The following is a 14,466-nucleotide window of genomic DNA, read 5'->3' on the forward strand; positions in this document are numbered from 1 at the left end:
ACTTAGCTATATTATACTACATAAGTCAAAAAAAGACTGCACGAATCACCCATTCATTACAGCCTTTTTAATCCTATTTTTTATTGAATGACGAAACCTTTAGGCAAAATCGCCAGTTGCAGTCCCAATTCTTGGCAATGACTGGCTAGCACTACAGAATCACGGTCTACAAGATAGTTTTCACTTGATTGGTTAAAAATAGCTTGGACCTTTTGTCCATCATAATCCCATTCAAGAGCTAGCACGTCCGGCTTAATTTCTTTTAGGCTATAGGTGCCATGTTGGATAATGCCTGAAACCTCCTTACGAAGCTGAATCAATTTCTTCATGAAGTTCAGCATGTCATTACTGTCTGAAACACGGTCCCAAGGCATGACACGGCGACAATCTGGGTCTGGTCCGCCACCTAACTCCAACTCCGTTCCATAGTAGAAACACGGTGTCCCTCTTTGTAAAAAGAGACAAGCAAGGGCAGACTTAACGAGTTGGACATCTCCCTTGGCAGTAGCCAAAATACGCTCCGTATCATGCGAATCCAGAAGATTGAACATCACTTCCGAAATCTGTTGTCTATAGTACATTGATTGGCTATTGATCTCATCGATGAATTGAGGTGACTTCTTAGTCCCTCGCAAGAAATAATCCTTGATGCTGTCGGAGAGAGGATAATTCATGACTGCGTGGAATTCATCGCCATTTAGCCAAGGCTGAGAAGTGTGCCAGACTTCTCCAAGAATATAAAGGTCAGGCTTTTTAGCCAAGACAGCCTTACGGAAATCTCTCCAAAATTGATGGTCTACTTCATTGGCCACATCCAGGCGCCAAGCATCAATATCAAACTCTTCAATCCAGTAGGTCGCAACTTTTAACAAATAGTCCCTCACTTGAGGATTGGCCGTATTGAGCTTGGGCATATAGCTGGCAAAAGCGAAGGTATGATAAGGGAGTTTTCTTGGATTTCCAAGCTTATCTTTGGTCACGGGAAATTCTTGAACATGGAACCAGTCTTTATATTCCGACTTTCCACCATGCTTGAGAACATCCTGCCACTGCAGAGACTGATCCCCGATATGATTGAAAACAGCGTCCAGCATGATTTTCATCCCTCTCTGATGGGCCTCCTCCACCAGTTTACGAAAAATTTTCTTATCTCCAAAATGATGATCTATTTCGAAATAATCCGTCGTATTATACTTGTGATTGCTTGGGGATTCAAAAATCGGACAGAGATAAAGACCTGTAATCCCTAAGTCTTGCAAGTAATCCAGATGGTCAATAATGCCCTGTAAATCACCACCAAAGAAATCGCTCGTCTTTGGCTTGATAAAGGAATCCCAAGCTAGCGCACCTTCAGGTGAAATCTCAGGATTGCCATTAGCAAAGCGTTCTGGGAAAATCTGGTACCATACCATCTCTGCTACCCAGTCAGGAACATGGCAAGCATCAATCTCATGGATATACGGAATTTTAAAGCCATTTCCTTCATAATGAAGGTTTTCTAGCGTATTTTCAACACATCCCTTATCGCCATACAAAATACTCTGACCCTGCTTATCCTTGAGTTCAAAGAGATACTGGAGTCGTGCATAGCCAACTGAAACTTCCGCTTGCCAGTAATCAAATAAGACATCAGAAGTTACTTTGACCATCTCCTTGATTGCTTCATAATGGTCCTCTAAAAAGATAAAAGTGTCTCCATAATGCAAGTTGATGCTTTCTATATCATCTTTCTTGGTCCGGATACGAATGTGCATTGTCTTATCCTTATAAAGGTACGCATACTCTGACTCTGGTCTATGGTAAATGGCTGTTAATTCCATTGTTCTGTCTCCTAGTTTACTTTTATTCATCTTGCTGCGCAAACGTTTTCATTATTGTGATTCTAGTATACTACTTTAAAATTTTATTTTCAAGACTTGTCCGTAGTTTCGAGTGGATTGTTTTTGAGAATATAAAAAAGCAGTAAGATTTAATACCTACTACTTTCTGATTGATGATTTACAAATGCCTTTCAAGCCAATCTATCTTTTTAAAATCTTTATTATTATTGTGGTCATTTCGATAGGAATCTTGGGAAGAAGCCTTGTATATACTGAAATACTGTTCCAAACTTGGAACACGAAACGTGATGTCCTCGAGATGAATCAACTCTATATCTGATTTCGAAACTCCTGCAAAATCAGGTAAGGAATCGATACTTCCAAATTCAACGCTCACATCATCTTTTTGGAATTCGTGCTCGTGAATATCTACCAAGGTATAGCCTAAGTGGTTCATCACTTTCATTATCTTGTCCCAGTCATAAATCCTGAGATGATCAGGCGCTTCCCAGCCTCTAGGATCTCCAGAGACATGAATGTCAATGTCAGACGGCTCCCAATCTTCATTTGAACGGTATTCAAAACCCAAAGACCCCATGAGCGTGGGTGTGATTCCAACTTGGTTTAAATGAGAACAAATTGTTCGAAATTCATCAAATAGAGAATTCATCCTTCCTCCAATCTTTGATATAAAACTTTATTTCTCAGTGAAAGACAAACTTGTTTCTATCTTCTACTCTTTCGGTTGTGAAAAAACTTCAATATGCTGGCCCAGTACCTTAATCTCTACAGGTAGGTTATCCGACTTATCGCCATCAACATCTGACTCCAACTCACTATCTGAAGAGATTTTAATAGTACGAGCTCTGATATACTCAATATTATCATTGCCGACAACATCGCCTTTTAGTAAATCAGGAATGACGGATAATTTAGAGAATAGAGAAGCATCTTTTAGAATCAAAATATTGGCATAGCCGTCTTTGTTTTCTTCAAAGATTTTCTTATCAGCGAAGTAATTTGTCAAGAGAACCAAAACATGACTCGCTTCACCATCATAATTTCCATTTTCTGTCTCAACCTTAATGTTAAAGACCTGATCCGTCATCACAGACTTCATGGTATTTACAGCATAGGCTAATATACCGAATTTTGTCTTGTCCTCGATCTCCACATTGTGAATCGCCTCAGGCAGAGAACCGATACTAAAGATATAACCAAAATAGTTATCATTTGCTTTACCGATATCAATCTTGTTGGTTAAGTTAAAATCAAGTTCATCAATCGCACCATCGATGTCTTGATTGATTTCCAACAGTTTCGTAATGAGGTTACCTGTACCGCCTGGGATAATCCCTAACTTAGGAATGTAGTCTCTCTCAGCAATACCCGAAATGACTTCATTGACAGTCCCGTCTCCACCGAAAACAACCACTGCATCGTACTGCTCACGAGAGGCTTCCTCAGCAAAGTGTGTTGCATCCAGCGCTTTTTCAGTAATTTTGGTTTCCACGTGCTCAAAATAATCTTTGGCCTTATTCTCCAGCTTGACCTTATAATCCAAAGCCTTTTCCCCACCAGAGGTAGGGTTTATAATTAACATTGCTTTTTTCATTGATAATACTCCTTAATTTTTAAATAGAAATGTTAGTGTAACTACATCAGTCATTACATATAATGCTATTATATAATGAAACCTCAAAAAATAGAAATCAGACGTACCGGAGATTGAGAGAATCAGTTCTAAAAAAGGTTGGATATGTTGAAAATGATAAATACCTTCTAGTTTATTCTTTTACCAATCGATTAAAATCAACCAAATATAAAATCCCAGCAATAAGAGCAAAAATTGCTGAAAAAAATGAAAGGAAGGGGATAAAACCTGTGATAGATGCAACTAAAAGAAACAAAAAGCTTTTCTTACGACCATTTGATTCTTTTCTATAAATGAAAATTGCAAGTATGGAACAAACAAGAAATATAAAACTAATTAAATTTACTGAAAAAGCCCATGCTGGTTTATCAACAAAACGAAGAGCCCCATTGATAAATCTTATCTCCCATCTATAGAAAAATGCAAATGCAATAATGGGAGAGCACGTTAAAGCAAAAATTCCATTAAAAAAAAATAAACTGTTTGATTTCATATTCAATCCTTTCCTGTACTTATTCATCGCTAATTAATAGATTCACTTTTTTAAAATTCTTTAGACTTCTGGACGATATAGAGCTGTTCATCTTCTTGAGCGAGTTTTCTAAACAATTCATTCGCCCTAGTCATATCTCCTTTTAATTTAGAGTTCAAAGCTTGATAGTAACTGATTTCCAATTGTTGATATTTAAACTCGTTTTCCAAGTCTTCAAAGTAATCATTGGATTGATGAGCAATTGTTAAATCGTAAAGCGCAATACTCACGCTTTTTGTTTTCTCGGCTAGAGAGGAATCTGATATGGACATTTTGTTTAGCATAAGATCAAGCTCATCTCTGGTTAGGTTTGGATTTGCAAGAGCTGTCGAGCGAACGAGGTAACTCTCAAAGAAATCCCTGTATTTCGGCTTCAGTTTTTGATCAGTCATTGCTTCAGAAGCCTTCTTAATGGCAGCATCGAAATCACCAATCATATAGGAATAGCCAACAGATGTTAGTGTCACATCCATTTTTATAATAGCTCTTTTTACAACTTTCTTCAATTCAATGTATTGCTTCCAAGATGGTAAATCTAAGTCCATATACAGTAACTTAGTAGCACTCCTTACATACCCTCTTCTGATTAGTGCAATGAAAAGAAATAAGAGTGCATTTATGAATAAAATACAAAGGGTTTGAATAGTCCTATCTTTCACCATCCAAGCTACAAAAAGGCTGAGAAGAACAGCCAAAACAATCGCAACTTTTCTATAAAATCCATATTTCTTGCGTATTTCTAGATAATTCATTTTACTCCTTTTCTAAATTATAATGCGGCATTACGAGAGCAGTTCTGAACCTTAAATGAGTCATTGACTAACAGAATTCTCTCTAATCAGTTCCCTAATTTTCTGATAAAATAGCCCAATGTGACCTGCAAAAGAGGATCATAAAACGGCTTTTAGCTTAATTTATAACTTCTCTATTCTATCAAAAATAATCTCTTGCTTTTCGACACCTTCTCGGAGTGGTGACATGCCTAAAATCACTGTAAAAAATCCCAACAATAGAATACTATTAACAACAAGTAAGGCTCCCTCTGTTCCATTAACAGTATATAGATAGAATGCAAAACATCCAAGAGTCGGAACAAGGATAAAAGGAAGAAGTTTGTAATGTTTTAATTGACGTTTATTTCCAACTGGTTTAAAGGTTATTTGATAGTTTGAAACTTTATTCTCAAGTCTTTTTTGGACGCTATGACGAGCTCTTATGGCAATGAACCAGAAAGCAAGATAAGCTAGGAATATGAACAGACCATATAAACCTATCTTTAAAGGAAGATTGTGACTAATCCCATTATTTCTAAAAAAATTCGTCACTAGCCGATAGCCAGACCCCCCTATTGCTACACCAATTGCAGCACCAATTGATTTACTCATAGTTGGAGCCACACTTTCAAAACGCGTATCTCTTTTATCTAACTTTTGCATTTTTGCAGTAATCTCATCAGGAAGAGAACCCCAGAAATAGGATTTGGGGCTAACGGTCGTCAAATCTAGAATATACTTTTCTCCCCCTACTTCTACTATTTTGAAAAATACTTTATTCGTTTCTTTAAATTTTACTTTCATACTCACCTTTAAATCCTTCTTAGAGTTAAAAAACTCTTTTCAATAACATTCCTAAATCGTTAGCCCCGTTTTTTAATAATAGTTAAACCAATTTTGACAGACTTCTCTTTCGATGTTAACTGTATTGTAATCCCATAATTTGTTTTATCTGAGTAATCTATTCTAATTTGGCACGTTGTTTCCTCAGGTAAATCATATTTGCTTTTCAGTTTTCGAAAGAGTTCAAAGTGAGTGTCTGGCTGGTAGACAATTTCACTAAGCTCTGTTGTTCCGGTTCTTAACGTTCTTTTTACATTCAAGGAGTCAAAAACATCTCTTTTGACAACTAAGTTAAGAATCTCTTCGTCAAATAAAGGGTCTATCTCCGAATCGTAATGCAACTTGCCATTAGAATAACTAACGGGAACCGTTTTTTTGTTTTCTCCGATTTGTATTCTATAGTCACCCTTACCATCTGCCTTGGTAATATCTAGGTCAATTTCATATCTTTTGACTTCGTCACCATTTTTTATATAGACTCTACTTTTATAAGCTTCCAGCCCATTAAAATCCTTCTGTTCTTGTTCCAAAAATTTAAACATAGGCTCAAACGTTTTTTCAAACTCGAACTGTTCCTTTGTTCTATTTTGGGGAATGGTTTCGCCACCAAAACTACAAGCATTCAATGAAGATGCTGTCAAAAGAATAACAAGAACTCCAGTTACCCATAAACGCCATTTAAACTTTTTCATATTCTATTTAATCCTTTTTTCGAGTCATAAAAGTAAGATTTTTTCAAAAATTTATAAATGTTTAGTTTAACTTACACTAGTTCTACGTCAACTCCAACTGCAGCAAAAGTTTCCTTAACTTGTTCAAAATTACTTGACATGATTGTAGCTTGTTTTAAATTTGGAAACTGCTTTAATTCAGCCAAACTAACCTCATTCAAATCAAAAATACTATCCTCACCATCCCACTGAGGAATCAGATTCATAAAGATTTCATTACCGCCATCCATATCAATCTCTTTTACAAGACTTGCATACTTCTGTGAAATCTGAAAATTTTTAAAGTATTCTAATGCAGGCTCGACAAGTTCTGTACTTTCTGTATCAATATCCAACTCGCTAAATTCCTCTGAAAAATCAAAAATATCAAAAGCTGGCTTTAAAACCTCTAAATCATACATCAATACTTGGATAATAGCTAGTTTAAAATTCAGATTATCAAAATGAAGATATTTTTCTTGAACAACTTTTGGATTTGATTTTTGACGTTCATGCTTGATTTCTGGATAGTAAGAAATGGTGAGTGGATATCTCATTACATCTGGTCTTCCATTAAAATTGGTTCCACGAGGGGTCCATAAAATAAAATTGAAATCCCCAGTTCTGTGTCTATCATAAAGAAAATAGGGAGTCTTCCCATCAGTGGATACTACGGCATGACAAGGCATCTTGGGTAATTCTTCTTCTCCAAACATACGTTTTACAACATCACCGTAGTAGAGACTGATAGTAGAAAGTAGATGCTCATCATCAATATAGACCCTGCATTTCTTTAAATGATTCTTGACAGAAAGCGAATGTTCAAATACAATACCAGCATTGTCGTAAATGTACTTTATGTATTTATTTTCTTTTTTGACAACCTGATCAGGCTTTCCTAATACAGCCTCAATATCTTTCAAAGATAAAGGAAAAGACAAGCTGGTTCCGTTCATTACCATTGAATTGTCATGAAAATTGATTTCGAGGTTTTTAGGACTTTTCTTTTTAAAAAAACTAAACATTTGATTCTCCTATTTATAATTTGTTTATCTTAATGCATCAAATCTATTTTTCTAACATCAGAAAATTTACTGTATAAAATAAGGTCTTGCCGTATTTTTCGTCCGTAGGATTAAAAAGCAAGAAGCTTTCTGAAAATTAATTACTCTTCACAAATAGACTTACCTCCTCAACATGATGCATCTGCGGAACTCAAAAGGTTCGAGGAGTTCAAAGCTCCAGTGGAGCTTTGAAACCTTCTCTCCTTAAAATGAAAAAGTGAGAGGGTTTGCTACGTTTCACTAACAAGCTTACACATTCAGCGGTTCGGACTTACCGTATCATCCGTGAAAAAACAATCCTCACGAAATAAAGGAAAATCCTTCGTTTTAATATTGTTCCATTCGTAAACCGAACCGACAATATCTCCAATAATTGCCGCTAGCATAAGATTCCTCCTTGTGAACTATTGGTTTAGACTGATTTTTCTACTTCCCATACTCTTTTATTCTATCAGCATATTTAGTTAAAAGATTCTTTGAATAAATTTTTGCATTACTTGAATTTCTAACTTCTTTCCAAAGAATAGAAGCTACTTTTAGTTTGTTCGAGTAGTTGGCACTATTTTCGTCTGTACAGAAATCTTTTAAAAATTGATTCCATTGACAAACCGAATGGTCATACTTGGCATAATCTGAATCTCCATAATAAACTTTTAGCATATCTTGGATTGTGAAATTCAAATCATTTTCTTTTTTTACTTTTCTCCAAGCAGTGGCCATATTAGCAGTAAATTTAAAGGGCGAAACACCTGTTAAAGTTGAGAAATATTCTCTAAAGTTTGCATTAAAGGAGAATCCACATTCAAGTAAGGGCGTATCTAAGGTAACGACTTCTACTTGTTTCTTTTTTCTTTTTATTGATGATTTTTTAATTAAATTCCCATTGAAGTACTGCTCAATAATATCATTGAGTTCCTGTTTTGTACCTCTATTTTCAAGCCCTAATGACTTGCATATCTGAGAAAGTTCATCACGATACCAATAGTATTTATTAAATTCATCAAAGGATGCGATTTTATCAAACTCAGGTCTGCTTTCTATCAATATAGTACCTCCTTAAAAACAGTTTAGGTTTTCATTTCTAAATAATGGTATTTTGGTTTCTTTATTTTGAGGATTAGCAACGTTTCACTAACAAACTCACACATTCAGCGGTTCGGACTTACCGTATCATCCGTGAAAAAACAATCCTCACAAAATAAAGGAAAACCCTTCGTTTTGATATTATTCCATTCGTAAACTGAACCTACAATGTCTCCAACTATTGCTCCTAGCATAAGATTCCTCCTTGTAAGATATCGGGAATTTGACCATCAACTATAGTTTTAAAATTATCTATTAACGAATTTTGTATAATTTATAGGTATTCATCTAATCAAATTATAATTAAAAAACTTTTTTGATTCCACTATGTACTACATCTTCCTATTATACCTAAAACGGAAGTACACCAGCCATCAGCCCTTGAGCAATAAAACATCTATTATTTTGAAAATCTAAAAAATAGGTATCACTTATATAACTGTATAAGCTATCAACGGGTCTATTGTACCAATCCTTGTAAACATAGTCCATATTATATATCAATAAAGCTTGTCCATCTTGACTATAGCCCTTGAAAGTTATCGAAAATACATCTCTATAACCAATAACTTTATCATTCTTATTAGAATTGTTCCCCTTTCTATATTTCTCAAAATCAATAAGTAGCGTATATTTCATGAGTTTAGATAAGGCTTTTTCGGATAGTTTCTGACTATGTTCAAAAACGATCATTCCAGTATTCCCACACTCTTGGTAGGACAGTTCAGAGTTCATCAGATTACACTCAAAATAACCAAAAATTTCACAACCACAATGAATAATAAATTCAATTTTAGAAAAATATTCCTTAGTCCATGTCATCTTATCTCTCCATTCCTAAGTATGCTAGGAAAAATTGTTCAAAACTCACAAATCTACTCTTAGCCTATTTTAATTTCAGGCATAATACTAAAATATCTCTTACGGCAAAAGCCTTTGTTTCAATACTTTCTTAAGTTCTTTTGTTATAAGATTTTTACGCTTTTACCAGCAAAGATACACACTCAGCGGTTCGAACTTACCGTATCATCCGTGAAAAAACAATCCTCACGAAATAATGGAAAGTCCTTCGTTTTGATATTGTTCCATTCGTAAACTGAACCTACAATATCTCCAATAATTGCTCCTAGCATGGTATTCCTCCTTATGGCATATCAGATTCGTTACACATTTCTAATGAGTCACTCTTTAAAAATGGCACCACCAAATCAATCCACTCATAAGGCAGGTAAGCTGATAAATAGCCGTGGTTATAGCCCTTTGCTTCATACAAAATTGTATTTGAATGTAGCTGATGAAATAATTTCGCTGATTCTTTCACACAGTTCAATTCTTTTTCACCATAGATATACAGAACCTGAGCCTTGCTAGCAGAAATCATATCTTTCAGCTTGTAACATCTCATATAGTTTTTGTAAATGGTCACCAATGTTTTGATAGGCGTCCTTGGCAAATCCTCCAAATAATAAGCTTTTATTTCCTCTGGATAAGCCAGTTTAGGATAGAGTTTGTTCATCATGCTTAACTGAAGTTTGCAAGAGAATTTATTGAACATCAGTTTACCAAATAGAGACACTAGAAAGATGCTGATTTTAGCTAACCTTGGTTGAGGAATGCAGAGGCTTCCATCTATGATGGCCTTCTCAGCAATTTCACTGTCTAAAGACAAAAGCTCTATGGCAATTTGACCACCAAGTGAAACACCACCGATTGCAAACAATTTCCCACCACAGTTTTCTTTGATATAGTCTAGAATCTCCAAAGCAGAATCTTCAGTAGAAACATAATCAAGTTGATATTCCTCGCCGTGGCCATTCAATGTGGGTAGAATAATACGGTATTCTTCTGACAGGATTCGTGCTTGACGAAGATAATTCCACCAAGAACTGCCACCACCATGTATCAGTAAAATAGGAGGCAAATTCTTATCACCAAATTCATGGAATTTCATGTTTAAACTCCTTACTGTAGGACTTTCACTAGCTACACCCTTGTTTAATCAGCTCGTACAAGCAGTGATGTCTCATCAAATAGAAAAGTCTCTAACATTGATTATCTAGAATGACCACACGTTACTTTCAATAATGGATATCCTGATCTAAATTTTAAAATGTTGTTTCCTTACTAATTCTATTACTCGCCAGTATAGTATAAATCAAATAACCAATAAAAATGATAATAAAAATAAGATTAATTTTTAACACAAAATAGAGATTTAACAAATTTGCGAATGCATGAAATAATACACAGTACCCCACAGATTTCGTTTGACGGTAAAGAAGCCCTAAAACAAAACTTAAAAATAATGTATATATAAAAAATAAAATAAAAGGAAATCCTTGATGACTTTCTCCAACTATAAACCATAAAGGTAGATGCCATATTCCCCAAATTGATCCTACAATCAAATTAGATTGCCAATAAGTATATTTTTTATCAAGTAATGGTTGTAATATTCCTCTCCATCCTAATTCTTCATGTCCACCACCAAAAAAAATTAGTTGTATAAAGAATAATGGCATCAGATAAATTGATACTCCGTTTAATTCTAAGGAAGATACAGAAAATAGTATCAAAATTGCTAACATATGATAAATGAAATAAATACTACTATTTTCTGTCTTATTAAATAAAAAATGTTTAAATTTTATATTATTACTTTTTAAATAAAAGCCACTTGCAATAGCTGGTCCAAGTGCACCAACTATATGTAATATTCTTCCTATAAATGTCTCTAATCCCAAAATATAAGATTGTGTAAATATGGCAAGAAGCCCCCAAGATATATAAGTAATTCCAAATGTAAAACAAAGATAATTTTTTAAATTCCTTTTATCAATTTCTGTCATTTTTTTCTTCCTAATCTTGATTATTTTATGAATAATATTTTTACTGCTTCTTAGTTGCTATCGATTATAACTACCTATATTCTATCATAAAAACACAAAAAAGCCTTACAATCAAGGCTTTTCACTATTCATTTCGTCAATACTATAGTTTCGTAGATTCAGATTCGCATGATTAAAACTAGTCAATTTTCTCAATAATGTTTCCAAATCTATCCAATACAAGACAGGAATGATCATTTAGTGGAATTATGGGAACACTGACGAGTTCTTCTGCTCTATCCTTATTAGCTTTATCATTCCAGGAATCATAATGGACACTAATTAAAAACTGACTAAAGAGTCCTAATCCATTTTTTATCTTTATCTGATGATCTGAATTATCATTAGGTGAGACATAGACTTTTTCTCCTAATAATAGGGCTCCTGCAGAAAACCCTATAACTTTTACACCTTTATTAAGCATATGATCGATATAATTTTTGAACTCCTGATTGACATAAGTAGCTATATATTTTTCCGTATTTCCTCCACCAATGATGATTAGATCAGCATCTAAATAGCTATCAAAATCAATCTGCTCAGTGTCCAGGAGCAAGTAATTAATTTTTAGATTAGGAAAATGACTTTGAAAAACTTCCGTGTACTTTTTCATGTATGGTTCCCAATTTTCTCGAAAAACTGTAAAAATAATAATTCTTTCAATCTTGCTTGATAATACAATTTTATCAACAATGCTATATTTCGTTATTGGGGGATTCCCACCCATCAAAAATATTTGTTCTTTCAAGTTAACACACTTTCTAAAGAGACATAAAGTTTAAACAAGTTTATTCATAATTGTCATTATAACTGTTACAAAAAAATTATTCAAATTCCTGACTATCTCAACTTGTACAAGCTGAGTCACACACATCATATGTCTTGACTGTTATTTCAGTGAATTCCTATAGAAAAGTATTGAATGCAATGCTTATCAATACAAATTCAAAAATCTCAGAATCGGAAGCAGTCAACTAAGTCCCGAATAAAACAGATGAGTCGATTAAATGATTAGACTTTAAATTGTCTCGGGATAACAATAAACAAAAGTGTTACTAGGACTGACAGTCCTACTCCTGCTGGGAAGATTGTCAGAGACAAGATAAGCCCTAACATTTTAATACCAATATCCCATCGTATCCAACGTTTTCGTCCTCGTCTTAACTCATGCATCTCAGCTATATCATTCACTTCATCCAAGGTACGGTAATACCATAATACTGAAAAGCTAATGAGTAGAACGATTACTCCATAGAATGCTTGCATGCTACCATTGTCGAAATGGGTTGCTATGAGCTGAGTGGTATAGGGAAAAAGGGAGGAGAAAAAGAGCATGATAATGGTTGCCCAGACTGTTTTTTGGCTAACTTTTTTAATGAGATGCGAAGAAGAATGGATATTGGCCCACATAGCTCCCAGCCAAAAGAAAGAAATACCGTAGGCAAGAAAATTTGTTCTAAGCTCCCATAGTCCTTGTAAATCAAAGGTTTTTGGCTTTTCCAGCTCCAAAACCAAGATAGTCATAACGATGGCTAACACAGCGTCAATAAAGGCTCCCAAACGTTCCTTTTCCATTATTTGCGGTTGTTTTTTCATCAAATAGTCCTTTCGATTCTATTCTATCCAAGTGCCTGATTATTTCAGTCACACAATAACTTTATTTTTATATATGTTCAAGGCTCCAGTGGAGTTTTGAAGCATCTCGCTTTGAAATAAAAAAGCGAGTGGATTAACTACATTTCTCTAAATAACTCACACACTCTACATGGTGCGTCTGCGGAAACAAATCCACCGGCTGTACTCTCTTCAATTCATAGCCCAATTCTTGATAAAGTTTGATATCACGCGCCATGGTTGCGACATTGCAGGAGATATAGGCAATGCGGTCTGCTCCTGTTTGAGCACTTGCCTTGATAAAGCTCTCGGTCAAGCCCTTGCGTGGTGGGTCGACCAAGATAACGGTTGGTTGAATACCTTCCTTGAGCCATTTCTTCATGGCATTTTCAGCCGTGTCACAGACATAGTGGGCATTAGTAATCTTGTTCAAAGAAGCATTCTTCTGGCTATTCTCTACTGCTTCTGGAATCACTTCAACACCGTAGACTTCCTTGACATGCTTAGCAACGGATAAACCAATGGTTCCAATTCCTGAGTAGGCATCGACAACAACATCATCTTCTCTTAACCCAGCAAAGTCAATAGCTGTCTGATAGAGCTTCTCTGCCATTTCTGTATTGACCTGATAAAAGGCTGGGCCAGCGATTTGGAAGTCATTTCCCAACATTTGGTCGGTAATGTAGTCTTGACCATAAAGTGTCCGCCAGTCCTTGCCGAAAATCGCATTGGTATTCTGGGCATTGATATTTTGCATGACAGACACAATCTCTGGGAACTGCTTGATAATTTGTTCAATCAATTGCTCCACTCGGAAAATTTTAGGACGTGTAGTCACTAAGATAACCATGATTTGTCCTGAATAGTGCCCACGACGCACAACGAGGTTGCGAATCAAGCCAGACTGTTCCTTTTCATCATAAGGTTTCAAATCATAACGACGGAGCAGGTCCCGTAGAGCTACTACAACTTGGTCAATCACCGGATCCTGAATAAAGAAGTCTTCGAGAGGCATGAGATCATGCGAATTCTTACGGAAAAAGCCAGTTTCCAAGACACCATTCACTCGACGAACGGGAACTTGCGCCTTATTTCGATACTTGACAGGATGTTCCATACCAAGCGTTTCAGCAACCTCTACATCTCTAATACCAGAAATTTTGTAGAGACTGTCTTTGACTTGCTTTGTTTTGAACTTGAGCTGCTCTGGATAGGCAAGGTGCCCCAAGTCAGCTATACCTGAACGTAGATAAGCCAAATCTAGGTCTTGGTTACGATGAGGTGACTGAACAAGGTATTCTTCAACCTTCCCAAAGCCAATCTTTTTATTGACTTTAAGGACACGCATGAGAATTTTCTCAGTTGGTAGAGCATTTTCTACAAAGAAAACCAAACCATCTACCTTTGCAACTCCAGCCCCTTCATGGGTCAAATCAACAATTTCAACTTCTACAATATCATTTTTCTTTAGCATATTTTTCACTT

The 14,466-nt window shown here is 35.4% G+C and carries 18 protein-coding genes; all 18 read right to left on the reverse strand.

From position 1 onward, the window contains the following. Positions 1-80: 80 nt before the first annotated feature. On the reverse strand, positions 81-1,820 hold the full coding sequence (locus tag B7714_RS05855) for a glycoside hydrolase family 13 protein (protein WP_049478263.1): 1,740 nt from the start codon (positions 1,818-1,820) through the stop codon (positions 81-83). Between the two features lie 178 nt (positions 1,821-1,998). Further along, entirely contained in the window at positions 1,999-2,490 is a 492-nt protein-coding gene (locus B7714_RS05860; RefSeq protein WP_001086572.1) for a phosphoribosylanthranilate isomerase, read from the reverse strand. 63 nt (positions 2,491-2,553) lie between these two features. Next, positions 2,554-3,435 carry a diacylglycerol/lipid kinase family protein gene (locus B7714_RS05865; protein WP_000710093.1) on the reverse strand — a complete coding sequence of 294 codons (882 nt, stop codon included), beginning with the start codon at positions 3,433-3,435 and terminating at the stop codon, positions 2,554-2,556. 172 nt (positions 3,436-3,607) lie between these two features. Continuing rightward, complete coding sequence (locus tag B7714_RS05870; protein WP_000841612.1) at positions 3,608-3,967, reverse strand: hypothetical protein; 360 nt, start codon at positions 3,965-3,967, stop codon at positions 3,608-3,610. Positions 3,968-4,017: 50 nt separating this feature from the next. After that, positions 4,018-4,758: a hypothetical protein gene (locus tag B7714_RS05875; protein WP_084859944.1), complete on the reverse strand. Its 741-nt coding sequence runs from the start codon at positions 4,756-4,758 to the stop codon at positions 4,018-4,020. Positions 4,759-4,920: 162 nt separating this feature from the next. Continuing rightward, positions 4,921-5,583 (reverse strand): DUF443 domain-containing protein, encoded by a 663-nt coding sequence (locus B7714_RS05880; RefSeq protein WP_084859945.1) that lies wholly within the window; start codon positions 5,581-5,583, stop codon positions 4,921-4,923. A gap of 59 nt (positions 5,584-5,642) precedes the next feature. Beyond that, positions 5,643-6,314 carry a hypothetical protein gene (locus B7714_RS05885; RefSeq protein WP_084859946.1) on the reverse strand — a complete coding sequence of 224 codons (672 nt, stop codon included), beginning with the start codon at positions 6,312-6,314 and terminating at the stop codon, positions 5,643-5,645. Between the two features lie 71 nt (positions 6,315-6,385). Then, positions 6,386-7,357: a DUF6892 domain-containing protein gene (locus B7714_RS05890; RefSeq protein WP_084859947.1), complete on the reverse strand. Its 972-nt coding sequence runs from the start codon at positions 7,355-7,357 to the stop codon at positions 6,386-6,388. A 296-nt stretch (positions 7,358-7,653) separates the two neighbouring features. Beyond that, positions 7,654-7,782, reverse strand: coding sequence for an ADP-ribosylglycohydrolase (locus tag B7714_RS05895; RefSeq protein WP_084859948.1), 129 nt, complete (start codon positions 7,780-7,782; stop codon positions 7,654-7,656). A gap of 40 nt (positions 7,783-7,822) precedes the next feature. Further along, positions 7,823-8,440, reverse strand: coding sequence for an SAP domain-containing protein (locus tag B7714_RS05900; protein WP_084859949.1), 618 nt, complete (start codon positions 8,438-8,440; stop codon positions 7,823-7,825). A gap of 104 nt (positions 8,441-8,544) precedes the next feature. Beyond that, the gene (locus B7714_RS09960; RefSeq protein WP_084859950.1) at positions 8,545-8,673 is read right to left on the reverse strand and encodes an ADP-ribosylglycohydrolase; all 129 of its coding nucleotides are present in this window, start codon (positions 8,671-8,673) and stop codon (positions 8,545-8,547) included. A gap of 157 nt (positions 8,674-8,830) precedes the next feature. Then, positions 8,831-9,301, reverse strand: coding sequence for a hypothetical protein (locus B7714_RS05910; RefSeq protein ID WP_084859951.1), 471 nt, complete (start codon positions 9,299-9,301; stop codon positions 8,831-8,833). A gap of 182 nt (positions 9,302-9,483) precedes the next feature. Further along, positions 9,484-9,612 (reverse strand): ADP-ribosylglycohydrolase, encoded by a 129-nt coding sequence (locus B7714_RS05915; RefSeq protein ID WP_084859952.1) that lies wholly within the window; start codon positions 9,610-9,612, stop codon positions 9,484-9,486. Between the two features lie 11 nt (positions 9,613-9,623). After that, positions 9,624-10,430, reverse strand: a complete 807-nt coding sequence (locus B7714_RS05920; RefSeq protein ID WP_084859953.1) for an alpha/beta hydrolase — start codon at positions 10,428-10,430, stop codon at positions 9,624-9,626. A 154-nt stretch (positions 10,431-10,584) separates the two neighbouring features. Beyond that, the gene (locus B7714_RS05925) at positions 10,585-11,328 is read right to left on the reverse strand and encodes a CPBP family intramembrane glutamic endopeptidase (protein WP_084859954.1); all 744 of its coding nucleotides are present in this window, start codon (positions 11,326-11,328) and stop codon (positions 10,585-10,587) included. A 178-nt stretch (positions 11,329-11,506) separates the two neighbouring features. Next, positions 11,507-12,115: a Type 1 glutamine amidotransferase-like domain-containing protein gene (locus tag B7714_RS05930; protein ID WP_084859955.1), complete on the reverse strand. Its 609-nt coding sequence runs from the start codon at positions 12,113-12,115 to the stop codon at positions 11,507-11,509. 263 nt (positions 12,116-12,378) lie between these two features. Then, positions 12,379-12,963 carry a TMEM175 family protein gene (locus tag B7714_RS05935; RefSeq protein ID WP_084859956.1) on the reverse strand — a complete coding sequence of 195 codons (585 nt, stop codon included), beginning with the start codon at positions 12,961-12,963 and terminating at the stop codon, positions 12,379-12,381. A gap of 133 nt (positions 12,964-13,096) precedes the next feature. Then, on the reverse strand, positions 13,097-14,455 hold the full coding sequence (gene rlmD / locus B7714_RS05940) for a 23S rRNA (uracil(1939)-C(5))-methyltransferase RlmD (protein ID WP_084859957.1): 1,359 nt from the start codon (positions 14,453-14,455) through the stop codon (positions 13,097-13,099). Positions 14,456-14,466 lie beyond the last annotated feature (11 nt).

Origin of the sequence: Streptococcus oralis subsp. oralis (assembly GCF_002096595.1) — a bacterium.
GTDB lineage: Bacteria > Bacillota > Bacilli > Lactobacillales > Streptococcaceae > Streptococcus > Streptococcus oralis_D.

Bases quoted from the DNA above. Each gene is read 5' to 3' on its own strand.
- B7714_RS05855 (WP_049478263.1), bottom strand. From the start codon at position 1,820: ATGGAATTAACAGCCATTTACCATAGACCAGAGTCAGAGTATGCGTAC.
- B7714_RS05860 (WP_001086572.1), bottom strand. From the start codon at position 2,490: ATGAATTCTCTATTTGATGAATTTCGAACAATTTGTTCTCATTTAAAC.
- B7714_RS05865 (WP_000710093.1), bottom strand. From the start codon at position 3,435: ATGAAAAAAGCAATGTTAATTATAAACCCTACCTCTGGTGGGGAAAAG.
- B7714_RS05870 (WP_000841612.1), bottom strand. From the start codon at position 3,967: ATGAAATCAAACAGTTTATTTTTTTTTAATGGAATTTTTGCTTTAACG.
- B7714_RS05875 (WP_084859944.1), bottom strand. From the start codon at position 4,758: ATGAATTATCTAGAAATACGCAAGAAATATGGATTTTATAGAAAAGTT.
- B7714_RS05880 (WP_084859945.1), bottom strand. From the start codon at position 5,583: ATGAAAGTAAAATTTAAAGAAACGAATAAAGTATTTTTCAAAATAGTA.
- B7714_RS05885 (WP_084859946.1), bottom strand. From the start codon at position 6,314: ATGAAAAAGTTTAAATGGCGTTTATGGGTAACTGGAGTTCTTGTTATT.
- B7714_RS05890 (WP_084859947.1), bottom strand. From the start codon at position 7,357: ATGTTTAGTTTTTTTAAAAAGAAAAGTCCTAAAAACCTCGAAATCAAT.
- B7714_RS05895 (WP_084859948.1), bottom strand. From the start codon at position 7,782: ATGCTAGCGGCAATTATTGGAGATATTGTCGGTTCGGTTTACGAATGG.
- B7714_RS09960 (WP_084859950.1), bottom strand. From the start codon at position 8,673: ATGCTAGGAGCAATAGTTGGAGACATTGTAGGTTCAGTTTACGAATGG.
- B7714_RS05910 (WP_084859951.1), bottom strand. From the start codon at position 9,301: ATGACATGGACTAAGGAATATTTTTCTAAAATTGAATTTATTATTCAT.
- B7714_RS05915 (WP_084859952.1), bottom strand. From the start codon at position 9,612: ATGCTAGGAGCAATTATTGGAGATATTGTAGGTTCAGTTTACGAATGG.
- B7714_RS05920 (WP_084859953.1), bottom strand. From the start codon at position 10,430: ATGAAATTCCATGAATTTGGTGATAAGAATTTGCCTCCTATTTTACTG.
- B7714_RS05925 (WP_084859954.1), bottom strand. From the start codon at position 11,328: ATGACAGAAATTGATAAAAGGAATTTAAAAAATTATCTTTGTTTTACA.
- B7714_RS05935 (WP_084859956.1), bottom strand. From the start codon at position 12,963: ATGAAAAAACAACCGCAAATAATGGAAAAGGAACGTTTGGGAGCCTTT.
- rlmD (WP_084859957.1), bottom strand. From the start codon at position 14,455: ATGCTAAAGAAAAATGATATTGTAGAAGTTGAAATTGTTGATTTGACC.